Origin of the sequence: Nocardia sp. NPDC052254 (assembly GCF_040679495.1) — a bacterium.
In the GTDB taxonomy this organism is placed as follows: domain Bacteria; phylum Actinomycetota; class Actinomycetes; order Mycobacteriales; family Mycobacteriaceae; genus Nocardia.
In genome coordinates, this window is sequence record NZ_JBFAUW010000002.1 from 147,100 (window position 1) to 170,225 (window position 23,126).

A 23,126-nucleotide genomic window follows, 5' to 3' on the forward strand; every position below is an offset into this window, starting at 1 on the left:
ATTCCAACGTAGCGCGGCAGGTGGGTTCACCGACATGATTACGCGCGCATCGATTCGGGACCGTGTCCCGTCACCGCAGGTCGAGGTTTTGCGGACGAACGACAACGGCCCGGATCGCGCGGGTGCGCGATCCGGGCCGAGCCGATGGATCTCCGCGGTCTCACACCGCGGCGAGAACCTTACTTACGCAGCGAGTCCGGCACCTGGAAACGCTCGCCGAACTTCGCGGCCAGCTCGTCGGCACGCGCGACGAAGCCCGCCTGGCCGCCCGGGTAACCCACGATGAACTGGTGCACACCACCGGTCCAGGCCGGGTAGCCGATACCGAAGATCGAGCCGATGTTCGCGTCGGCGGTGCTGGTCAGCACGCCCTCGTCGAAGCACTTCTGGGTCTCGATGGCCTCGATGAACAGCATGCGGTCCTTCAGATCCTGCAGCGTGACGCCCTCGGGCAGTTCGCGGCTGGAGTTGAAGGTGCCGCGCAGGTCCTCCCAGAGGCCGGCGGTCCTGCCGTCGACGTAGTTGTAGAAGCCCGCACCGTGCAGCTTGCCCTTGCGATCGAACTTGTCGATCATCGTCTCGACCACGCGGCCCGAGGCCAGCGACGACTCGGAGATCTTGAGACCGTCCTTCTCGGCGGCCTCCTTGGTCTCCTTGAAGATCTTCTGCATGGTCTCGAAGTTGAGCTCGTCGCTCAGCTTCAGCGGCGCGGCCGGATAGCCCGCCTGCAGACCGGCCTGCTCGATGGTCTGCGGGTCGATGTTCTCCTCGAGCATCATGATGGCCTCGTTGATGAACGTGCCGATGACGCGAGAGGTGAAGAAGCCGCGGCTGTCGTTGACCACGATCGGGGTCTTGCGGATCGCGAGGGTGTAGTCGTACACCCGGGCCAGCGCCTCGTCGGAGGTCTTCTCACCGCGGATGATCTCCACCAGCGGCATCTTGTCGACCGGGGAGAAGAAGTGGATGCCGATGAAGTCCTCGGCCCGCTTCACACCGTTCGCCAGCAGAGTGATCGGCAGGGTGGAGGTGTTGGAACCCAGCAGCGCGTCGGCGTCGACGACGTCCTCGATCTCCTGGAAGACCTTGGCCTTCAGATCGGGGTTCTCGAAGACGGCCTCGACCACGAAGTCCACACCGGCCAGATCCTTGGGATCGCCGGTCGGGTGGATGCGATCCAGCAGCGCCTTGGACTTCTCCTCGGTGGTCTTGCCACGCGAGAGCGCCTTCTCCTCGAGCTTGACCGCGTAGCCCTTGCCCCGATCGGCGTTCTCCTGCGAGACGTCCTTGAGCACGACCTCGAAACCGGCCTTGGCCGAGACGTAGGCGATGCCCGCGCCCATCATGCCGGCGCCGAGCACGCCGACCTTCTTGATCTCACGCTTGGGCACGTCCTTCGGACGCGAACCACCATTGTTGATGGCCTGCAGGTCGAAGAAGAACGCCTGGATCATGTTCTTCGCGACCGGACCGGTGAGCAGCGAGACGAAGTACCGCGATTCGATCAGCGACGCGTTGTCGAAGTCGACCTGCGCACCCTCGACCGCGGCGGCCATGATGGCGCGCGGCGCCGGCATGTTCTGGCCCTTGGTCTGCTTGCGCAGGTTGGCCGGGAACGCCGGGAGGTTGGCGGCCAGCGCCGGGCTGGACGGCGAACCACCGGGGATCCGGTAACCCTTGCGGTCCCACGGCTGAACCGCGGCGTTGGCATCATCTTTGTTGGCCTTGATCCACGCCTTGGCGGCCGGGACCAGCTCCTCGACCGAGCCGACGACCTCGTTGACCAGGCCCTTGGCCTTGGCCTTCTGCGCGGTGAACTTGTTGCCCTGCAGCAGCACGCCCATCAGGCCGTCGGCGATACCGAGCATGCGGGTGATGCGGGTGACACCGCCACCGGCCGGGAGCAGACCGAGCGAAACCTCGGGCAGACCGACCTGCACGCCCTTGATGTCGGCGGCGATGCGGTAGTGGGTGGCCAGCGCGATCTCGAGGCCGCCGCCGAGCGCGGCGCCGTTGATGGCGGCGACGACCGGCTTGCCCAGGGTCTCGAGCTGACGCAGGTCGGCCTTGATGGTGGTGAGCTCTTCCATGATGTCCGGAGCGTTCTCCGGGGTGGTCTTCATCATGTTCTTGAGGTCACCGCCCGCGAAGAAGGTCTTCTTCGCGGAGGTGATGACGACACCGGTGATGTCGTCGGCCTCGGCCACCAGACGCTCGACCGTGGCGTGCATCGAGCTCTTGTAGAGCTCGTTCATCGTGTTGGCGCCCTGGTTCGGGTCGTCCATGGTCAGCACGACGATGCCGTCGGCGTCCTTTTCCCAGCCGATCATGTTCTCTGTCATAGTTTTTCGTTCTCCTGGAGAATTGGTCGGTTGGGCGTCAGACGCGCTCGATGATGGTGGCCACACCCATGCCGCCGCCGATGCACAGGGTCACCAGGGCGTAGCGGGCGTTGCGGCGCTCCAGCTCGTCGACCATGGTGCCGGTGATCATGGCGCCGGTGGCACCCAGCGGGTGGCCCATCGCGATGGCACCGCCGTTGACGTTCAGCTTCTCGTCCGGGATCTTCAGATCCTTCTGGAACTTCAGCGCGACCGAGGCGAAGGCCTCGTTGATCTCGAACAGGTCGATGTCGTCGACCGACAGACCGGCCTTGGCCAGCGCCTTGTGCGCGGCCGGGGTCGGGCCGGTGAGCATGATGGTGGCGTCGGCGCCGCTGGTGGCGGTGGCGACGATGCGGGCGCGCGGGGTCAGACCGGAGGCCTCCCCCGCTTCTTTCGTACCGACCAGCACCAGCGCGGCGCCGTCGACGATGCCCGAGCTGTTGCCGCCGTGGTGCACGTGGTCGATCTGCTCGACGTAGTGGAACTTCTGCAGCGCGACGGCGTCGAAGCCACCCATCTCACCGATACCGGCGAAGGACGGCTTCAGCTTGGCCAGATCCGCGGCGGTGGTGCCGGGGCGCATGTGCTCATCCTGGTCGAGCACGGTCAGGCCGTTGATGTCCTTGACCGGGACCACGGACTTGGCGAAGTAACCGCCGGACCAGGCAGCGGCGGCGAGTTCCTGCGAGCGGACGGCGAAGGCGTCGACATCGTCGCGGGAGAAGCCCTCGATGGTGGCGATCAGGTCGGCGCCGATGCCCTGGGGGGCGATGTAGAGGTCGAAGCTGGTGGCCGGGTCGGCGAACAGCGCACCACCGTCGGAACCCATCGGCACGCGCGACATGGACTCGACGCCACCGGCGATGACGAGGTCCTCGAAGCCGGAGCGGACCTTCTGCGCGGCCATGTTGACGGCCTCGAGGCCGGAGGCGCAGAAGCGGTTGATCTGCACGCCACCGACGGTGTCGGGCAGGCCCGCGGTGAGCACCGTGGTGCGGGCGATGTCGGCACCCTGGTCACCCAGCGGCGAAACGACGCCGAGGATGATGTCGGAAATGCGATCCTCGTCGAGGTTCGGGAAGCGGTTGCGCAGCTCCTGGACCAGACCGGTCGTCAGATCGATCGGCTTGACCGAGTGCAGCGAGCCCTTCTTGTTGCGGCCACGCGGAGTGCGGATGGCCTCGAAAATGTAGGCCTCTGTGGTCATATCGGAGTGTTTCCTTCCTTAAAGGTGCCGACCGGCCATCCGACCGACCGTGTTCGATCCCGGCGGACCACCCGTGCCACGACGCCATCGGCGCCCTGACACAGCGGCACACCACACCGGCGATCGGAGGAGGTCACCGCGGTTCCCTCCTTCGGCCCGCCGAGCGCATAACGCTGTACAAACGCCGACACGCATCGACCTACGCACGCTCCGTGGCGCCCATCTGCCTGGGCATACCATAGAACCTCGTAGGACCGATGCTGCCGACCACCCGTTCATAGTACAGCGGGATGCGAACTCCGGTTAACTTAACGTACTCCGCCAGGTGGCTGTCAACCACCCATTCGTGTGGCGCCCAACTCACTGCTGAGCAACTCCAAGGCCACCTCATCGGGGTCGCGGCGTTGGTCTGGCGGAACCGGCTGAGCCGATTCGGCGAGCATCTCCTGCTCTTCTTCCGGCGTCAACGCAGGTGGGACACCGTCGTAACCTACCGGCGAGTAGTCCGACGAACCGGGGTCGTCCGGAAAGTCGGGTGCGTCGGGCGGCGGAATATCGTCGTCGGGGGCGGTTCGATCGGCCGTGGCACCACCGCGCGGCGAGTGGAACTCTCGTCGCTGCCCCTGTCCCGGACCATCGCGACGGTCGCCCGCGGCGCCCTTGGCATCGGCCTGACCGCCACGCGCATCGCCACCCGCCGACTGCGGCTGGCTCTGACTGGGCCGGACGAATCGCGGCGGCTGCGACTGCCCGGAGTTGTCTCCGCGCACACCGCGAGCCGCCGATTGTTCGGCACCGCCGCGCGCGGACCGATCCGCCGCACCACCGGTATCGGCGGACCCACCTGAGCCGACTTCCCACCGCACGCCGTACTGCCGGCCGATGACGGCGTGGACCGCGGCCCGCACGGCATCGATGTTCTGCGGGGTGGACAGGCGCTGGGCCAGCGGAGCATGCGGATGGGCGAACACGATCGTGTCGTCCTCGACCCGCACGGCTCCCGCGGCACCCGAGAGCAGCGCGGGCAGGGCGGCACTCGATTCCCGTGCCTTCGCGCGGATGTCGGCCCATGCCGCGTCGACCTCCCGCAGCACATCGGCACCCGAACCCGCCGCGGATGGTGCGGCCTGCTCGGGTTCGAGCGCTCGCGCTTCGGTGCCAGCGGCCCGCGCATCGGTACCGGCGACTTCCTGCGCCGAGGCCGACGACGGGTCCGGCGACAGGCCGGCAGCCGCCACCCGCTGCTCGGTGCCCGCGGGGTCGTGGTCCACTACTCCCGGCGCCGATGTCGCGGTATCGCTCGCACCGTGAACGGCGGGTGCGCTCTCGGCAGCGTCCGGAACGGCCTGGTCCGCCGCACCGGAACGACCGTCAGAGTCGGGGTTCGCACCGTCATGAGGCCCGGGTGAGTCGGCCACACCGGCGGTGGACGCCGGTGTTCCACCGTCCAGCTCCTCGGGGCGGGCGGCCGATTCCACGTGCAAGCCCTCTTCCGAACCCCCGGCAGCGGTCGCGCCGGACGAGCCGAGGTCGGCAGCGCGCGTCGGGACCGGGTTCGCACTGTCGCCGGAAACCGCCCCGGAAATCCGCGCTTCCCGGTCGGCGTCGATCTGCCCCGCATCCGCGAGCGAGTGTTCCGGGGCGGCTGCGGCATGGCCGGCCGTGTCCGATCGGACCTCGGGCTCGGCGCGTAGGTTCTCCTGCGGGGCCCCCGAGCCGGTGGCGTCCGGGCGGGCATCGGATGTGGTCGCCCCGGCCTCCTCGGGCCTTCCGTCGCCGCCCGCACCGGACGTGGCAGCGGTTTCGGCGGCACCGCTCGGGCCTGCCATGGAATCCGCGGTCGCGGACTCGCCGGCATCTGCGCCGGGACCGGGCGAGCGGGCCGTATCGGTCCGGACCTCCGTGCGTCCGGCGATATCACCCTGATCCGAGCTCTCATTCCCGGCTCGGGCGGCCGGTGATCCCGCTGCGGTTTCGGGCGACGAATCATCACCGGACGCCGAATGTTGCTGTGCGACAACAGCACTCGGCCCGGAAACTGCGGACGACACGGTCCCGCCGGATCCGACATCGGCCGATCCAGGAGCGGCGCCCCGTCCCACGCCCGCCGGCCCGGGGGCGGAACCCGACGTCGGATCGTCCGCCCGGTTCGCCGGGGCTTCCGGCACGGTCCGGGCAGGTGACGAAGATTCTTGCGGGCCGGTCGGAGATTGCGCGCGTTGCGCCGGATGCGGGGCGCTCTTCTTCTCCCGCATCGCGGCGAGCGCTTCGGCACCGCGGCGGCGTGGTTCCTCTGCCGGTGTCCCGGACGGCACAGGCGGCGCGGCGGTCGCAGCGGAGGCGGATGCGGGCGCCCCGGACGGTGCCGGTGCGGCCGGCACTCCCGACTCCACCCGTCGTTCCAGCCGTTCGAGTCGTTGCAGCGCAGCCGATTCCGCCTCCGACACCGAGGGCAACAGCATGCGCGCGCAGATGACCTCGAGCAGCAGACGTGGAGCGGTCGCGCCACGCATATCGCCCAGGCCGTCGTGCAGGAGTTCGGCGTAGCGGGCCAGCGTGGCGGGGCCGATGCTGTGCGCCTGGGCGGACATGCGGTCGATGACATCGCCCGGACCGGTGACCAGATTGCGTTGAACGGCATCGGGAACCGCGCGCAGCAGGATGAGGTCGCGGATGCGCTCGAGCAGATCGGTGGCGAAGCGTCGCGGATCGTGCCCGGCCTCGACCACCCGGTCGACGGTCGCGAACAGGGCGGCACCGTCGTCGGTGGCCAGCGCCTCGATCGCCTCGTCGATCAGGGCGATATCGGTGACACCCAGCAGGGCCAGGGCCCGCGGGTAGGTGACACCCTCAGGACCGGCACCGGCCAGCAACTGGTCGAGCACGCTGAGACTGTCGCGAGGCGAACCGCCACCGGCCCTGATCACCAGCGGATATACCGATTCCTCGACCTGGACCTGCTCCTGATCGCAGATCGTGCCGAGCAGCCCGCGCATGGTGGCGGGGGGCAGCAGCCGGAACGGATAGTGGTGGGTGCGCGAGCGAATCGTCGGCAGCACCTTCTCCGGCTCCGTGGTCGCGAAGATGAAGATCAGATGGGCCGGCGGTTCCTCGACGATCTTGAGCAGCGCATTGAAACCGGCCGTCGTGACCATGTGCGCCTCGTCGACGATGAACACCCGATAGCGCGATTCCGCGGGGGCGTAGAAGGCGCGATCACGCAGCTCGCGCGTATCGTCCACGCCACCGTGACTGGCGGCGTCGAGTTCGATCACGTCGAGATTCCCGGACCCGCCGGGCGCCAGCGCCACACAGGACGAGCACACCCCACACGGTCGCGAGGTCGGCCCCTCGACACAGTTGAGCGAGCGCGCCAGGATGCGCGCGGAGGACGTCTTGCCACAACCTCGCGGGCCGGAGAACAGATAGGCATGACTGATCCGGCCGGTGTCGAGCGCGGTGCTCAGCGGATCGGTGACGTGCTCCTGCCCCACTACCTCGGCGAAGGTTGCCGGTCGATACTTCCGGTACAGAGCCACGGCCCGAGGGTACCGGCGACCGCCGACACGAAACCATTCGCGCACCCCGTACCCGGCCCGCGCTCAGGATATGATGATCTGGAAAATAAACCGTGATACATATCACAACCATCCCGGTCAATCGATCATCGCGCACACAACAGACCAAGACGCCGAGTGTTCCTGCTGTGCAATTCGATTCCGCCGATGCAGCCCACAAATTTCGTCCCCGGACTTCTCTTCCGCGAATAATTCCGGACCCATTCCCCGGTTTACGCGCTTTTTTATGGAAGTAACGATTGCGTCAATGGATTGGCTTCCGGCGCAATGGGCTGACTACCGTTGATTTCGGCAACTTCGGTAGCCAAACCTTCATCAGGTTGGTGTTCCCGGTCGGTCCCTCATCCCGACCGGGGCCACAACCGGCAAGCTCACTGGGACAGGCTTCGCCGTGCCACCCGTTTCGGAGGTAATTCGCAAGTCATGACGACAATGCCGTCGGGTGACGACATCGCCGCCGCCTGGCTCTCGCAGACCGACTTTGCGGGCAACCGAGCTGCCGCCGACCTGCTCAGCCGCGCCATCAGTCCGCGCGATTTCGCTCGCAACCGGGATTCGCTGCCGGTCGCCGCCGCGGCCGATCCGGCCACCGCGGGCGCCATTCTCGAATTACTGGATCGCGGCCAGGTACCGACCCTGCCCGCCATTGAAACCCTGATCACCCAGAACGGCACCCGCGCCGAGGCCGCGCGCATCGAACGGCTGGGGCGACGGGCTCAACGCAGCATCGACGAATTCGGTCAGGTACTCGCCGAACTCACCGAAGAATATTGGCGCACACACGAAATCGGTCCCACCCGCCGCGATGTCCTGCAGTCCGAATCCGTTCGGGAGCTCATCCGCACCCGTGTCGGAGATGTCGCTCCCACCGCGGTCAAGCATCTGTGGCTGGTCGAGCGGGCGCAGCGATCGGGCTGGATCGCCTTCAACCCCGCACCGCGTTCCCTGTGCGCCGGGCGCCGGTACCACGCGGCGAAATTCGGTAACCGGGTGTCGCTGCGGCCGGTGAACATCCTCGGCACGCTGGTGGCCGGCTTCACCGACGGCTACCGCGCCGAACACGAACGGCCGCCACGCTGGTCGGTGCTGGCCCACGATCTCCGCGACGATCGCGGCCGCCGGGTGTTCAACGACACCGCCGACGCGCGCGCCCAGCAGCAATGGCTGGTGACAGCGGAGTGGCTGGACGTCGAGGACGAACTTCCGGTTCCGGGCGCGCGCGGCCGGCGCGCACTGGCACGGCAGGCCCGCAAACGCGGCGGGAATTGATCCGGACGGAAGTATCAGACGCGGTCTCCGGGCGGTTCCCGACGGTTCGGTACTTTTCTTGCCACGCGATCGCGTGTGGAAAAGGAGTTGTCCGTGCCCTCGACCATCGACCCCGCCGCAACGGCGTGGCTGTTGGCCAGCACCGCGCTGGTCCTCCTCATGACCCCCGGCCTGGCAATCTTCTACGGCGGCATGGTGCGCACGACGGGCGTGCTGAACATGCTGATGATGAGCTTCATCTCGATCCCGCTGGTGACGGTGGTATGGCTGTTGTTCGGCTACACCCTGGCCTTCGGTGACGACGCCGGCGGCGGGCTGATCGGTAATCTCGAACACTTCGCGATGGCCGGCATCGAGCCCGGAACCGTGCGCAGCGGTATCCCGGAGCTGCTGTACGCGACCTTCGAGCTGGCCTTCGCGATCCTCACCGTCGCACTCATCAGCGGTGCGATCGCCGATCGCGCGAAATTCTCGGCGTGGATGGTGTTCGTTCCGCTCTGGGCGCTCGTGGTTTTCGCACCGATCGCACATTGGGTCTGGGGGCCGAACGGCTGGCTGGCCTCCTTCGGCACCCTCGATTTCGCCGGTGGGCTCGTCGTCGAAATCGCTTCCGGCGCATCGGCTCTTGCCCTGGCTCTGGTCCTGGGGCCGCGCATCGGATTCAAGGTCGACGCGATGCGGCCGCACAACCTGCCGTTCGTGTTGCTGGGCGCGGGCCTGCTGTGGTTCGGCTGGTTCGGCTTCAATGCCGGGTCGGCATTCCACGCCGACGGTATCGCGGCCGCGGTCTTCCTGAACACGCTGGTCGCGGGCTGTCTGGGCATGCTCGGCTGGTTGATCGTGGAGCAGATGCGCGACGGGCGTCCGACCACCTTCGGTGCCGCCTCGGGCGCGGTGGCCGGACTGGTCGCGATCACGCCGTCCTGCGGTTCGGTGAACTCGCTGGGTGCGGTGATCGTGGGCCTGGCGGCCGGGGTGGTCTGTTCGTTCGCGGTCGGCTGGAAATTCAAGGCCGGCTACGACGATTCGCTCGATGTGGTGGGTGTGCACTTCACCGGCGGTGTGGTCGGCACCCTGCTGATCGGACTGCTCGCCAATCGGGTGATGACCGGCGGTCCGCGCGGCCTGCTGTACGGCGGCGGGCTCGGTCAGCTCGGTAAGCAGGCGGTCGGCGTGGTCGTGGTCGCGGCGTGGGCCTTCGGGGTGTCGTATCTGCTCGGCAAGGCGATCGATCGGTTGATGGGCTTCCGGGTCAGCAAGGAGGACGAGGTCGGCGGTATCGACTTCGCACTGCATGCGGAGACCGCCTACGTCGAGGGCGTGCACGGGCACGCGCCGCGCGGGATCTTCGGTCATCATCCGCACAGCGGGAACCGCCCCTCCGGTGACGTGGATCACTGAGCCGGATCCGCGGGCGCTCTTGCGCCGAGCTTGGGTAACAGCGTTACGCTAACACCGTTACCCCCAAGGCCGGCCGCACCGAGGAGCGTTCATGCTGACCCGAATCGCACGGCTCACCACCCGCCATCCGAAACGGGCGCTGCTCGCCGCACTGGCTCTGGCATTGCTCTGCGCTGGGTTCGGCGCCACCGTCACCGCGCATCTGCACGCCGGTGGATTCACCTCCGACAGTGCGGAATCCACCCGGGCGTCGAAAATCGTGGCCGACAGTTTCGGCGGCGCCGAACCCAATCTGGTGCTGGTGGTGCACTCCGAGGAGGGGGTGAATTCGAAGGCGGCACGCGCCGTGGCCGCCGAGGTGACCGACCGGCTCGGCGCACGTCCGGACACCATCGGGGTGCGTTCCTACTGGACGAGCCCGCCGCAGATGGCCGGCGCCCTGCGCGGCACCGATGGTAAGAGCGCGCTGATCATGGCGTATCTGACCGGAGGCGACGACAAGGCACAGCGGACCGCCGGCGATATCGAGGCCACGCTGGGCGATACGCCGCCGGGCATCACGGTGCGAGCCGGTGGGGCCGCCGCGATCTTTCACGATGTCAACGACCAGGTCACCAAGGATCTCGCGCTGGCCGAGGGAATCGCCATACCGCTGACGGCGATCGTGCTGATCCTGGTGTTCGGCAGTGTCGTCGCCGCTTCGCTGCCGTTGGCGGTCGGCATCTTCGCGATCCTGTGCACACTGGCGCTCCTTCGCGGTTTCACGCTGTTCACCGATGTCTCCATCTACGCGCTGAATATGACGACCGCGCTGGGATTGGCGCTGGCGATCGACTACAGCCTGTTCATCGTCAGTAGATATCGCGAGGAACTGGCCGCCGGCGCGACCCATCCGGACGCCGCGGTGCGAGCGGTGCAGACCGCCGGGCGGACGGTGTTGTTCTCGGCGCTCACCGTCGCCTTGGCGCTGGCCGTGCTCACCGTCTTCGACCTCTACTTCCTGAAGTCGTTCGCCTATGCCGGAGTAGCGGTGGTGGCGACCGCCGCCTTTGCCTCCATCGTGATTTTGCCCGCCGTACTGGTGTTGCTCGGTGACCGCATCGATGCGTGGAATCTGCGGGTGGCGGCGCGAAAACTCCTGCGGCGGCCGGAACCCGTACCGCGCCCGGAGGAGGAAACCGCCTGGTACCGCACGGTGACGTGGGTGATGCGGCGGGCGCTACCGGTATCGATCGCGATCATCGCGGTTCTGCTCGCAGTGGGTGCGCCGTTCCTCGGCGTGAAATTCGGCTACCCCGACGACCGCGTACTGCCGAGCGCGTCGACCAGCCGGCAGGTGGGAGACGAGCTGCGCTCGCAGTACCCGGTCGTGAATTTCGGAACCGCGGTCACGATCGTGCTGCCGGACGCCCCGCGCGATCCCGCGACGGTCGCCGGCTACGCCGCGGCCCTGTCGAAGGTCGACGGTGTGGGCGCGGTGCTGTCCAGTGCCGGTACCTACATGACGGGCGCTTCCGCGGGCGGCGCGGCACCCGCGATGGCCAATGACACCGGCCAATACCTCACCGTGACAACATCGTTCGATCCCTTTTCACAGACGGCCAAGGATCAATTGCAGCAATTGCGGGACGTCCCCGCTCCGGTGCCCGCACTGTTCGGTGGCGTGGCGGCGATGAATGTCGACTCGCTGCACGCACTCGGCGCGAAACTACCGCTGGCCATCGCCTTGATCGTGCTGGCGACCTTCGTGGTGTTGTTCCTGTTCACCGGCAGTGTCGTCCTGCCGCTGAAGGCCGTGGTGATCAACTCGCTGTCGCTGACCGCCATGTTCGGCATGATGGTGTGGATCTACCAGGACGGGCATTTCGCGGACCTCCTCGGTTTCGCGCCCACCGGTTTCCTGGTACCCACCATGCCGATTCTGATGTTCTGCCTCGCATTCGGCATGTCCATGGACTACGAGGTGTTCCTGCTCTCGCGCATCCGGGAAGCCTGGCTGGCCTCGGACCGGTCGGCGGCGGCCAATGAACATTCGGTGGCCATCGGGGTGGCCCGGACCGGGCGGATCGTCACCGCGGCCGCCTTGCTCATGGCCATCGTGCTGGGTGCCATGATCACCTCGAAGGTGTCCTTCATGCAGATGTTCGGGCTGGGGCTGACCATCACCGTGCTCGCCGACGCCACCGTCATCCGCATGTTCCTGGTGCCCGCGCTGATGCGGCTGATGGGTCGGCTGAATTGGTGGGCACCGGCCCCGCTGGCACGCTGGCACGAGCGGTTCGGATTCTCCGAACAGCCACCGGCACCGGTCGTCGCCGAACCGGAACCCATCGGGCGGAACTGATGCACCCGCGACGGCAGCGCTCCGCGCGCGGCTCCGGTACCGAATTGCGATCGGAGATCCTGGCCGCGACGCGCGAGTTGCTGGCGCGCACCGGGAACGCCGATTCGGTCTCGATCCGTGAGGTCGGCAAGCTGGTGGGAGTCACCGCGCCGTCGATCTACCGGCACTTCGCCGACAAACACGATCTCATCGATGCCGCGGTCGCCGAGGTCTTCACCGAACTCGACGAGGCGATGGCGGCCGCGACGAATCCCGCGGACTCACCCCTCACCCGGATGCGGGAGCAGGGGATGGCCTACGTGCGATTCGCGCTGCGCCATCCCGGGCAGTACCGGGTCGCGACCGGTGCCGTCGGCTCGGGCCCGAGTACGGTCGATCAGGTGCTCGGAAGTGGTGCCTTCCAGCGGTTTTCGCACACCGTCCGGGACTCGATGGATGCCGGGCTGATCGCGCCCGGCGATCCGATGCCGGTGGTGCTCGAACTCTGGTCGACCGTGCACGGGGTCGTATCGCTGATGATCGCCAAACCCTATCTGCCCTGGGGAGATCCCGAGGAGATCGCCGATCGGGTGATGGCGGCGGCCTGCCTCGGACGCGCGGTGCTCGATGTCATCGGCGGTGCCACACCGGATCCCGACGAGGGCGCCCGCTGGGTGGCGCGACTGCGGGAGCAGCAGTAACCACTCGCTCAGGACACGGCATCCGACGGTGAGTTCCAGGTGTTGCACATCCAGGTGCGGTTGTGCTCCTCGCCCTGGGCGTACCACGCGCCGTAGTGCTGATTCGCTCCGTGGTCGCGGACATCGGAATGGTCGTCGCCGCGGTCGTAGTTGTCCTGCTTCACGAAGTAACCCTGATCGTTGGTGATCGTGCCGACGAACAGCGACGAGCCGAAGAACATTCCGCCGAAGCACTGGGCCTCGAGCTCGAGCCGGCGCGAAAGTTCCAGTCCGGTGGCCGAACTGACACCCGCGTTGTATCGGTCCCGGCTCGACTTCTGCGAGATGCCCGAGATCGCCTGGACATGGTGGCCGTACTCGTGCGCGAAAACGGCGAGATAGACATACCAGCGATCGCCGTACATCTCGTCTGGATGTGATCGAGTGGCATGTAGATCGTGTTGTTGGTCGAACAGTAGAAGGCGGCGTAACTGCCGCCGCTACTGGTGCACGGCGATACGGCATCCGCGCCGCTGGCCGGAACACTCACCGTCGGGCTGGAGAACGGCAGATTCTGCGAGGCCAGCAACGGCTGCCACATCCGGTCCAGACAGGATTTGGCGGCCTGGAAGAAGGCCGTCGCGGCCGCGACGTCGGCACCCCACTGCGGATAATCGCAGGAGACATTGACCAGTCCGGAGTTCTGGTCGCTGAACAATGGATTCGTCGCGGTGGCCGCGACCGGTTGCGGGCCCGCGGGTTTCGTCGTCGTCACCGCCGTCGTGGTCCGGTAGGCCGAACGAGTCGTGGTCGGCGCGGACGAAGTGGTCTCCGAACCGGATTCGGTGGTCGAGGACCAACTCGGCGTCGTATAGGTGAAACTCGGCGTGGAGGTCGCATACGACGAGGAGGAATTGTCGTGCCCGCCCATGGTGGCGAAGGCGACCAGGCCGCCGACGACCACGAAAACCAGCAGTACCGCGAATACCGCACCGGCGGCCCCGCCGCCACCGCCACGACGCGGGGGCGGATAGTAGCCGGGCGGCGGCAGCGGCCGAACCCCGTGCGGCCCCATCGGATACACACCCGGCGGCGGCAACGGCGCACCGTAGGGCGGACGCGGACCGTAGCCCGGCGGTGGACCGTAACCGGGGGGTGGACCGTAACCGGGTGGCGGACGGTGGCCCGGCGGCGGGCCGTACGGGCCTCGCCCCGGCGGCGGAAACCCTGGCGGCTGTGTCATCGAATCAACTCACCTGTCCCGACGGCGCGGTGAAGGTGTTGCACTGCGCGGTCGCGTTCTTGTCGAATCCGGTACTCCACCAGTCACCGGCGTGCTCGGTGGTGCCGTGATCGCGCATGTCCGCGCCGGAGTCACCGCGGCCGTAGGCGTCCTTGCGGGCGTTCTCCGCCTGGATCGGTGTCACCGATTTCCCACCGGCGGTCGAGGCGAAATACATGCCGTCGAAACAGTTGGCCTGCAATTCGACTCGTCGAGAGGACTCGAGCCCGGCGGTGCTGTACAGGCCGTTCTGGCGGCGTTGCTGATTGGCCGCACCGAGGATTCCCGACAGCGCCTGGATGTGGTGGCCGTACTCGTGCGCGAATACCGAGAGGTAGACCTCCCAGTGATCGCCGAACATATCGGTCTGCAGCTGGCTGATCGGCATGTAGATGGTCTGATCGGCACCGCAGTAGAAGGCCGCGAAGTTGCTCGAGGAACCGCTGCAGGGCGTGGTGATCCCCGAGGTCGACGCGGTGACGAGCAGCTTCGGCGCGGTGAACGGGAGCTTGGCCTGCCGCAGCACCGGCTGCCACGCCTCGGCCAGACAGCTCGCGGCGCTTTCGAAGAACTTGCGCGCGGCATCGACCTGGGTACTCCAGGGAGCGTAGGGACACTGCGCCGGGCTCAACGGCGAACCCGGGTCCGCCAGTAGCGGATTCGCCGAGGTCTCGGCCACACCGCCGGATTCCGGTCCGGGTTTGGGCGCGTAGGTGTAGCTCGCGTGATCACCGGAATGGCCGGCGGTGTCGAATCCGGAGCGGACCGCGACGCGAATCAGTCCGGAGGTCACGAACAACAGCACCACCACGATCAGCGCGGCGAATCCGCCACCGCCGCGCTTTCGTGGCGGGGGACGCCGACCGGCGGGACCGTAGGGCTGGGGTGGCGGCATCGGTGACCGGTGGCCGGGGGGCGGTGCTCCGTATCCGGGGGCGGGCCGATATCCGGGCGGCGCACCGTATCCCGGCGGTGGACCGTAACCCGGCGGCGGCGGGTATCCAGGAGGTGGACCGTAACCCGGCGGTGGTGCGTAACCGGGTGGCGGACCGGCAGGTCGGCCGGGGTGACCGGGGGGTGGACCGTAGCCTGGAACAGGCCGTCCACCAGGCTGATCGGGACCGCGCCCATAGGGTGGTCGACTCACTCCCCCACTCCCCCTTGTCCATCCACATCATCGAGGCCGCTGAGGCAGAATAGCAAGATGCGGTAATCGCTCCCACCGCTAAGCTTGGGCCCCATGCTGAACTTTCGGGGGGGCGCGCTCGGCGCTCTGTTGTTGATCGCGACGGGGCTGTTCGCCACAGCACCGCTCGCACGAGCACAGGAACCCGCTGGTGTTGCCATCACCGCGGACGTCAAATTGAGCGACGAAGGGCTGCTGGAGGTCGCGGAAACGGTCAAAGTTCCCGAGGGTGGGCAGTTCCGGATGGTGGTGCCGCTGCGGGTGGGGCTCGGCGACGACGGGGAGCGTCGCTTCAGCGTGACCGATATATCGAGCACGGGTCCGGGATCGGCCAAGGTGTCGGGGGACTTGTTCAGCGTGGAGGCGCCGCCGGGCGAATCATCGTTCAAATACACCGTGCACGGCGCGGTCAGCGATGCTCCGGGTTCACAGTTGTTCCGCTGGTCGGGAGCGCTCAATACCGACGTCTCCTCGTTCGACGGATCGGTGATCAGCCCGAGCTATCAGATGGGCATCGCGGACTGCAATGTCGGCGCGGCCGGCAATGCTCGCAAGTGCAAGGACGCTCGGGTCGAACCCGACGGAGTGCTCGTCATGCACGAGGACAACCTGCACAAGGGCGATATTCTCGATGTCACGCTGCAGCTGCCGCCGGGAACCGTGAAGCCCAATGCCGATGTCCGCGACGGCAAGGGTTCGGGCGCGTTCGCGGTCACCGCTCCGGTGCTGATCGCATTCGGCGTACTGCTGCTGGCACTGGCGGCCTTCGGCGGCTACCTGGCCTGGGCGCGCCGGCAGGACGCCGACGCACTGGCCACCTCGAAAACACTGGATCCGCTGCGGCGCAACGGGAAGAACACCGAATTCGTCTCACCGGACGGCATGCTGCCGGGTGAGGCGGGTGTGCTCATCGACGGCACCGCCGATGCCGTGGACATCGCGGCCACGGTCGTGGATCTGGCGGTCCGCCGGTATCTGTGGGTCACGCCGGTGAGCGAATCGGACTGGCGGATCACCCGGGTCAATCCGGCCGACGATCAATTGCGCGACTACGAGAAGCACGTCTACACGACGCTGTTGCCCGAGGGCGCCGAATCGGTACTCGTCTCCGAACTGCGCGCACCGGGCCGGGTCGCCGCGGATCCGGCGCGGGCCGCACTGCGTAGCGATGCCATCGAGCGTGGCACCCTGGTCGACCACAATCGGCGCGGGCTGGCCTTCTGGATCGGCGTCGCCCTGCTGGTGATCGGTGTGGGCGCGACCATCGGGCTCGCGGTGTCGGGCGGATACGCCCTGGTCGGTGTGGCCATCGGGCTCGGCGGCGCGGCCATGCTGCTACTCGGCCGCTATCTGCCGATTCGCACAGCGGCGGGCCGGGCACTCGCCGCCCAGGTGAAGGAACTGCAGAACGGGCTGGACACACAGCATCCCGATCAGATCGCGCCCGCCGATCGCGAATTGGTGTTCTCCCGAGCACTGCCGTTCACGATCATCGGCGGCCGGACCGACAACTGGATCCGCACCTTCCGCGATGTGGATCTCTCGGCCGACCGGCAGGCGGGGCTGTACTGGTTCGGCGGCTTCGAACGCGATCGCAATCTGCACCGATTCGCCGGGCATTTCCCGTATTTCATCACCGCGCTGGAGGGCCTGTTCGGGACGGCGGCCGGCTGACCGCATCGGCGGGATACGCCGGTGGTCGCGATGCGCGACGACCGTTCTCGTATCCCGCCGCCCGTCCGCGGAGGCGCGATCGGCCCGGACCACGGCCGCGTCGTGCCGTGATCAAGCGCCACAACAGCTTTCGTGTTACGTGACGCCTTTGCGGGCCGCCACTCGGCCCGGAACCGGACTACCGCGCGGCGCGGGTGGCCCGGCGCAGCGCCGACAGCGGATCGGCGTAGCAGACACTCAGTGAGGTGACCGCTGCGGCATGTTCCTGCACCCGCCCGCCGAAGCGGCTGATCCGCAGGTCCGCGGGCGCCAGGGCGGTGGCCTGACCGAAGGCCTGCACCACCCGTTCGAGCCCCGGACGGTAGCCGGTGAAGGCCTGGCCGCCCAGCACGATCCGGTCCGGATTGAACATGTCGCGCACGAGAGCCGCTGTGCGGCCCAGGATTTCGGCGCGCTCGACGAGAATGTCCCGGGCCGGCACCGACCCCTGTTCGGCGGCGCGGTACAGCTCCGCGATCATCGGCTTGCGCGGCGCCTCCCGCTTGGGCACGATCCCGGCCCGCACGGCCCGGGCCAGCACCGCGGCCTCACCGACGGAGGCCTCCAAGCAACCACGCCGGCCGCACGAGCAATCGATATCGGATCCGGTCGGCAGATGCGCGATCGAACCCGGACCGTTGGCCGGGGTGTACACCCGGTCGTGCAGGGTGACCGCGACGCCGACCGTCTCACGGCCGTAGATGTAGAGGCTGCTGCCCGGCCGGTCCCCCGTACGCTCCGGCGCACCCGTGCTGAGCAGCAGCTCCGCGGCGGCCATGGCCTCCACATGGGCGGCCACCGACACCGGCAGGTCGAGCACGGTGGCGAAGATCGGGCCCACCGGCGCCGACTGCCAATCCAGCCGGGGATGATCCACGACGCCGGCCACGGGATCGACCCGGCCGGCCAAGGCGACACCGACCCACAGCGGGCGGCGGCGCGGGAGCCGATCGAGGAACGCCTTCGCGCTGCGGGCGATGATGGTGATGGCCGCTTCCTGGGCGGCCTGCGGGGTGGCGATCTCGAGGCCGCCCAGAATGCGGCCGGAGAGATCGGCGGCCACGATGCGGGTCAGATTCGCACCGATGTGGACACCGAGGGTGGCGAAGCGATCGGTATCGATCTCGAACGGCACTCGCGGACGGCCCACCGCGCCGGATGCCGTGAGGTCGGCGCGCTCTCGCAGTAAGCCGGACGAAAGTAGCGCTGACACTTGGCGATTCACTGTGGCGATGCTCAAACCCGTTGTCTGCGCGGCATTGTCGCGGAAGATGGGGCCACGAGTGGCGGCGCGCAGTACGGCGGCGGCCGGATTGTCGGTGATCCGCAACTCGGGTGGTACCACCGGCCGCGGCACACTGCGTACCGGCCGAGTACTGGAGGAACGGCGTTCGAGAGTGGGGCTCGTCATGGGGCGGAGTCCTTGTCCACGGTCCTGCGGGGACAAGTCTGCTACTGCCCGCGAGGATAGGTCTTACATCGGCAACAAGGCAGTGAGAAGGGCCCGGGAAGGGTCGAGAGACAGACGACTGGAGCGGTCTCAGCTGCGCGGCCGGGAACAACAAAGTTCCCGCTGCCGCGGCAGCCGCACACCGAGCGCCACGGTCACATAGGTGACCCGTGCGCGATTCGAGCGGCTGTTGGACATGTATCAAACGGTAACATCTCGATTCCGATATCCGCCAGGGAATGTCCTGCTTGCCATTGCACTCACCCTGATTCCAATCTGCGCCGGTGGGACGACAGGTGGCGGATTGGCCGCCGACACCGCCGTTACGGCAGGTCCGGCCGCTCCCCGGGCGGCGTGAAGCGATATCGATCACCCTTCCCACCGGCGCAGTCGGGCCGTTGTCTCCTGCCTCCCCATTATTCTCGGAAACCGCTGGTCACGAGCGTGAGGAGGTAGAGATGACGGCAGATCCGGTACCGCTGCGACAGCGCGCCGAGGGACCGCATCCGACCTCCGGCAGCGCGCATCCCGGCTCCGGCGGCGAACACCCGGACGGCGCCCGGTCGATCCGCAAGGCCGATCGCGCCCGACAGGTCGCCGATGTGCTGCGCCAGCAGATCCACAGCGGGCGGTGCCCCGATCCACTCCCGGCCGAGACCGAACTGGCCGCGGAGTTCGCGGTATCGCGCAATGCGGTTCGCGAGGCGCTGGCACTGCTGCGCGACGAGGGCCTGATCGGCCGGGTGCCGCGGGTGGGGACCTATGTGGCGCAACGCAAATACGATCACGATCTGGACAGCCTGCGCGGACTGAAGGAAACACTGCGTGGACACGGCGAGGTCCGCAACGAGGTGCGCGCCGCGGTGCGGCTGGTCCCGCCACCGGCGGTCGCGAATCGACTCGGCCTCGAACCCGGGGAGTCCGCGGTCTATCTGGAGCGCCTGCGCTACCTCGGCGACCTGCCGCTGAGCCTGGACCACACCTATCTGGCACCGGATATCGGTGCCCAGGTCCTGGACTGTGATCTGCGATCGGAGGACATCTTCGCGCTCATCGAACGGATCAGCGGGCAATCGCTGGGCTCGGCCGATCTCGCGGTGGAGGCCATCCCCGCCGATGTGCACAGTGCCGCCACTCTGCAGACGCCGGAGGGCAGCGCACTGCTGCTGCTGGAACGACTGACCCATCTGGCCGACGGACGGCCGGTGGATCTGGAATACATCCGCATGCGTGGCGATCGGATCACACTGCGCAACAGCTTGATTCGCACCACCGAAGGCAACGATTGGAGGCTGAGCCGTCATGGCGTCGGTCAATCAGCGGGCTGATGTCCCGGTAACCATCGATGAATCGCTGTGCATCGAAGGATGCACGCTGTGCGTGGAGATCTGCCCACTGGATTCGCTGGCGATCAACCCGGACAACGGCAAGGCATTCATGCACGTCGACGAGTGCTGGTACTGCGGCCCGTGCGCGGCGCGCTGTCCCACCGGCGCCGTCACCGTGAACATGCCGTACCTGTTGCGCTGATCGCGCAACGGTGTCAGTGGCCGCGAGCCACCACAGATCGTCTCAGCCCTATTTCTAGGAATGTCCATGAAGTTCCGTCGTGCCCGCATCGCGGCCGCAGCCGCTCTCATCGCAACTCTCGCCGCCGGCTGCTCGCTCGAACAGACCGGCTCCGGCGACACCGTGAAGGTCGTCATCGGTTACCAGTCCAAGACCATCAACACCGTCACCGCCGGAACTCTGCTGCGCGCCAAGGGGTTTCTGGAGCAGCGGCTGTCCGATCTGACCGCGAAGGGCGGCCCGAAGTATCAGGTCGAATGGCAGGACTACGACACCGGTGCACCGATCACGGCGCAGATGGTGGCAGAGAAGATCGATATCGGCTCGATGGGCGACTATCCGTTGCTGATCAACGGATCCCGTACCTCCGCCAGTGAGCGATCGGCCACCGAACTGGTCTCGATCACCGGCTACCAGCCGCGTGGATCACTGAACATGGTGGTCACCGCGCCGAATTCGACCGCGACGACGCTGTCGGATCTGGCCGGGAAGAAGGTGTCGGCCAGCGTCGGATCCGCCGGCGACGGCACGCTGCGCCAAGCCCTGAGCCGCGCGCACCTCGACCCCGCGCACGGGGTGGACGTTCTCAATCAGCAACCGCAGATCGGCGCGTCCGCGCTGGAATCCGGTCAGGTGCAGGCACTGTCGCAATTCGTGGCCTGGCCGGGCCTGCTGGTTTTCCAGAACAAGGCGAAACTGCTCTACGACGGCGCCGAACTGAACGTGCCGACCTTCCACGGCGTGGTCGCCCGCCGCGCCTACTCCGCCCAACATCCCGAGGTGCTCGATGCATTCCTGCAGGCGCAACTGGACGCCACCGACTTCCTGCACGACAAACCGCTCGAGGCCGCGCAGCTGGTCGCTGACAACTCGGGACTGCCGGCGGAGGTCGTCTACCTCTACAACGGACCCGGGGGAACCTCGTTCGACACACCGCTGAAGTCGCAACTGATCCAGGCGTTCAAGGGCGATGTGCCCTATCTGAAGTCGATCGGGGACTTCGCCGACTTCGATATCGACACGTTCGTCGACGATATGCCACTACGCAAGGCATTCGGCGAGCGCGGCGCGAATTACGATGCGGCAGTGGCGAATTTCGCCAACCCGGCGCCGATCACCGGAACCGATCCGAGCACCGGCAAGGCCGCCGCCGATCCGGCGCTGGCCGGTGAGATCTGGTTCGACGGGCAGCCTGCCGCGCAGCCCGCGACGAGCCCGACCGATCTGCTGCGGGCGGTGAAGGCGGCGCGCGCCGGGGGCAGGAAGATCCGCGCGGCGTACGTGCCGGATGCGGAACTGGGCACCCGCTGGTTCGCGGACAAGGCGCTGTGGGTGCGCGAAGGCGACACCTATCTGCCCTTCATCACTCCGAGCGCGGTGCAGCGGTACCAGAGTGCTCATCCCGGCACGGTCGCGGTGACCTACGACCAGGCCCTGGGTGAGGTGCGGTCGTGAGCGCCACCACCCTCTCGATCGAGGCCGCGGTCGCACCGGCGGACGCGGCCCCCGCGACCACCGCCGACCGCGGCGCCGTCGCCCGGATCTGGGGTTCCCGCCTGGTGCGGGTGGCCTCGGTGCTCGCCGCGCTGGTGGCGTGGCAGTTGCTGACCGCCAATCACATTCGATTGTGGGTGCGCTTCGACACTCTGCCGACCGTCACCCGGATCCTGCACACGCTGCGCCTGCAGGTACAGACCGACACCTATTGGCTCGACCTCGGTCAATCCCTGATCCGCATCCTCAGCGGATTCGGGCTGGCCGCGGTGCTCGGCGTCGCGACCGGTGTCGCGCTGGGCCGCTCCCGGTGGTTCGCCGACATCTTCGGGCCGCTGACCGAGCTCGCCCGGCCCATTCCGGCGATCGCGATCGTTCCGGTCGCGATCCTGCTGTTCCCCACCGACGAGGCCGGCATCGTCTTCATCACCTTTCTGGCCGCCTACTTCCCGATCATGGTCAGCACCCGGCACGCGGTGCGCGCACTGCCGACCATCTGGGAGGAATCGGTGCGCACGCTGGGCGGAAGCCGCTGGGACGTCCTGGTGCGAGTGGTGCTGCCGGGCAGTCTGCCCGGTGTCTTCAGTGGACTGTCCGTCGGCATCGGCGTGGCCTGGATCTGCGTGGTCTCGGCGGAGATGATCTCCGGGCGGCTCGGTGTCGGCTATCGAACGTGGCAGGCCTACACCATCGTCGACTATCCGAGCGTCTTCGTCGGGATCATCACCATCGGTGTGCTGGGCTTCGCCACCTCGGCGGCCATCGAATTGCTGGGGCGGCGCGCCACTCGCTGGCTGCCGCGCGCGCAGGAGGCGACGAAATGACCGGCACCGCCATGGATCTCCGGCTCGACGCGGTCGAGCTGCGGTACGGCGGAGCGCCCGTACTCGATGATCTGACACTCGACATCCACGCCGGCGAGATCCTCGTGCTCACCGGACCGTCCGGGTGCGGCAAGTCGACGGTGCTGCGGACGCTGGCCGGTCTGCTGGCGCCCCGGGCGGGGCGAGCACTCGCCGACGGGGCCGAGATCACCGGACCGTCCCGTGATCGGGCGATGGTCTTCCAGGACAACGCGCTGCTGCCCTGGCGCAGCGTGCGATCCAATATCGAACTGGCGCTGAAACTACGGGGTGAACCCCGGCACAGTCGACGAGCTCAGGCCGAGCGCTGGATCACCGAGGTCGGTCTCACCGGCTTCGGCGGCTACCTGCCCAAGAGTCTGTCCGGCGGTATGCGCCAGCGGGTGCAGCTCGCGCGCGGACTGGCCGGGGCGCCGCGGGCGGTACTGATGGACGAGCCGTTCGGCGCGCTCGACACCCCGACTCGGATCACGATGCAGCGCTTGCTGATCCAGACCTGGCAGACCCATCCCACGACGGTCGTGTTCGTCACCCACGATGTGGACGAGGCGCTGACACTCGGGGATCGGGTGGCGGTGCTCGGCGGTACCGACCGGGCACTGCGCACGCTGGTGCGGGTGCCGCAACCGCGCGTCAAGGACGTCGACCGCAGCACGCAGCGAGCCGAAATACTTGCCGCCCTGAATCATTCGAACGAACCCGCCGCTGTCTGAGGGCCGTACGAGTC

The 23,126-nt window shown here is 67.6% G+C and carries 16 protein-coding genes; 10 read left to right on the forward strand and 6 right to left on the reverse strand.

Features of this window, described 5'->3' with window-relative positions; genetic code table 11:
- Window positions 1-179: 179 nt before the first annotated feature.
- From AB0L57_RS05655 to AB0L57_RS05665, 3 genes are all read right to left on the reverse strand, one after another.
- Window positions 180-2,342, reverse strand: a complete 2,163-nt coding sequence (locus AB0L57_RS05655) for a 3-hydroxyacyl-CoA dehydrogenase NAD-binding domain-containing protein (protein ID WP_364957725.1) — start codon at window positions 2,340-2,342, stop codon at window positions 180-182.
- Window positions 2,343-2,379: 37 nt separating this feature from the next.
- Window positions 2,380-3,591, reverse strand: a complete 1,212-nt coding sequence (locus tag AB0L57_RS05660; protein WP_364957728.1) for an acetyl-CoA C-acetyltransferase — start codon at window positions 3,589-3,591, stop codon at window positions 2,380-2,382.
- Window positions 3,592-3,923: 332 nt separating this feature from the next.
- On the reverse strand, window positions 3,924-7,130 hold the full coding sequence (locus AB0L57_RS05665) for a DNA polymerase III subunit gamma and tau (RefSeq protein WP_364957730.1): 3,207 nt from the start codon (window positions 7,128-7,130) through the stop codon (window positions 3,924-3,926).
- Between the two features lie 462 nt (window positions 7,131-7,592).
- On the opposite strand from AB0L57_RS05665, the gene AB0L57_RS05670 reads away from it, so the two are divergent.
- The 4 genes from AB0L57_RS05670 (at window position 7,593) to AB0L57_RS05685 (ending at window position 12,863) form a co-directional block, all read left to right on the forward strand.
- Window positions 7,593-8,438: a hypothetical protein gene (locus AB0L57_RS05670; RefSeq protein ID WP_364957733.1), complete on the forward strand. Its 846-nt coding sequence runs from the start codon at window positions 7,593-7,595 to the stop codon at window positions 8,436-8,438.
- A 93-nt stretch (window positions 8,439-8,531) separates the two neighbouring features.
- Complete coding sequence (locus AB0L57_RS05675) at window positions 8,532-9,839, forward strand: ammonium transporter (RefSeq protein WP_364957736.1); 1,308 nt, start codon at window positions 8,532-8,534, stop codon at window positions 9,837-9,839.
- A 91-nt stretch (window positions 9,840-9,930) separates the two neighbouring features.
- Window positions 9,931-12,183: an MMPL family transporter gene (locus AB0L57_RS05680; RefSeq protein ID WP_364957739.1), complete on the forward strand. Its 2,253-nt coding sequence runs from the start codon at window positions 9,931-9,933 to the stop codon at window positions 12,181-12,183.
- Complete coding sequence (locus AB0L57_RS05685) at window positions 12,183-12,863, forward strand: TetR/AcrR family transcriptional regulator (protein ID WP_364957741.1); 681 nt, start codon at window positions 12,183-12,185, stop codon at window positions 12,861-12,863. Before AB0L57_RS05680 ends, AB0L57_RS05685 begins: the two co-directional genes overlap by 1 nt.
- Before the next feature lie 8 nt (window positions 12,864-12,871).
- Here AB0L57_RS05685 and AB0L57_RS05690 read toward each other — a convergent pair whose 3' ends face one another.
- Together AB0L57_RS05690 and AB0L57_RS05695 are read right to left on the reverse strand one after the other, a co-directional pair.
- Window positions 12,872-13,267 (reverse strand): neutral zinc metallopeptidase, encoded by a 396-nt coding sequence (locus AB0L57_RS05690; RefSeq protein WP_364957744.1) that lies wholly within the window; start codon window positions 13,265-13,267, stop codon window positions 12,872-12,874.
- 822 nt (window positions 13,268-14,089) lie between these two features.
- Window positions 14,090-15,019: a neutral zinc metallopeptidase gene (locus AB0L57_RS05695; protein ID WP_364957747.1), complete on the reverse strand. Its 930-nt coding sequence runs from the start codon at window positions 15,017-15,019 to the stop codon at window positions 14,090-14,092.
- Between the two features lie 345 nt (window positions 15,020-15,364).
- On the opposite strand from AB0L57_RS05695, the gene AB0L57_RS05700 reads away from it, so the two are divergent.
- Entirely contained in the window at window positions 15,365-16,984 is a 1,620-nt protein-coding gene (locus AB0L57_RS05700) for a DUF2207 domain-containing protein (RefSeq protein WP_364957750.1), read from the forward strand.
- Window positions 16,985-17,162: 178 nt separating this feature from the next.
- On the opposite strand, the gene AB0L57_RS05705 is transcribed toward AB0L57_RS05700, so the two are convergent.
- Window positions 17,163-18,434, reverse strand: a complete 1,272-nt coding sequence (locus tag AB0L57_RS05705) for an ROK family protein (RefSeq protein ID WP_364957753.1) — start codon at window positions 18,432-18,434, stop codon at window positions 17,163-17,165.
- A gap of 497 nt (window positions 18,435-18,931) precedes the next feature.
- On the opposite strand from AB0L57_RS05705, the gene AB0L57_RS05710 reads away from it, so the two are divergent.
- The 5 genes from AB0L57_RS05710 (at window position 18,932) to AB0L57_RS05730 (ending at window position 23,112) form a co-directional block, all read left to right on the forward strand.
- Window positions 18,932-19,801, forward strand: a complete 870-nt coding sequence (locus AB0L57_RS05710) for a GntR family transcriptional regulator (RefSeq protein ID WP_364957756.1) — start codon at window positions 18,932-18,934, stop codon at window positions 19,799-19,801.
- Complete coding sequence (locus tag AB0L57_RS05715; protein ID WP_030516520.1) at window positions 19,776-20,003, forward strand: ferredoxin family protein; 228 nt, start codon at window positions 19,776-19,778, stop codon at window positions 20,001-20,003. Before AB0L57_RS05710 ends, AB0L57_RS05715 begins: the two co-directional genes overlap by 26 nt.
- Window positions 20,004-20,069: 66 nt before the next feature.
- Window positions 20,070-21,497, forward strand: a complete 1,428-nt coding sequence (locus tag AB0L57_RS05720) for an ABC transporter substrate-binding protein (RefSeq protein WP_364957760.1) — start codon at window positions 20,070-20,072, stop codon at window positions 21,495-21,497.
- Between the two features lie 86 nt (window positions 21,498-21,583).
- The gene (locus tag AB0L57_RS05725) at window positions 21,584-22,360 is read left to right on the forward strand and encodes an ABC transporter permease (RefSeq protein ID WP_364959256.1); all 777 of its coding nucleotides are present in this window, start codon (window positions 21,584-21,586) and stop codon (window positions 22,358-22,360) included.
- On the forward strand, window positions 22,357-23,112 hold the full coding sequence (locus AB0L57_RS05730; protein ID WP_364957763.1) for an ABC transporter ATP-binding protein: 756 nt from the start codon (window positions 22,357-22,359) through the stop codon (window positions 23,110-23,112). The genes AB0L57_RS05725 and AB0L57_RS05730 overlap by 4 nt, the downstream gene beginning before the upstream one ends.
- Window positions 23,113-23,126: the final 14 nt, after the last annotated feature.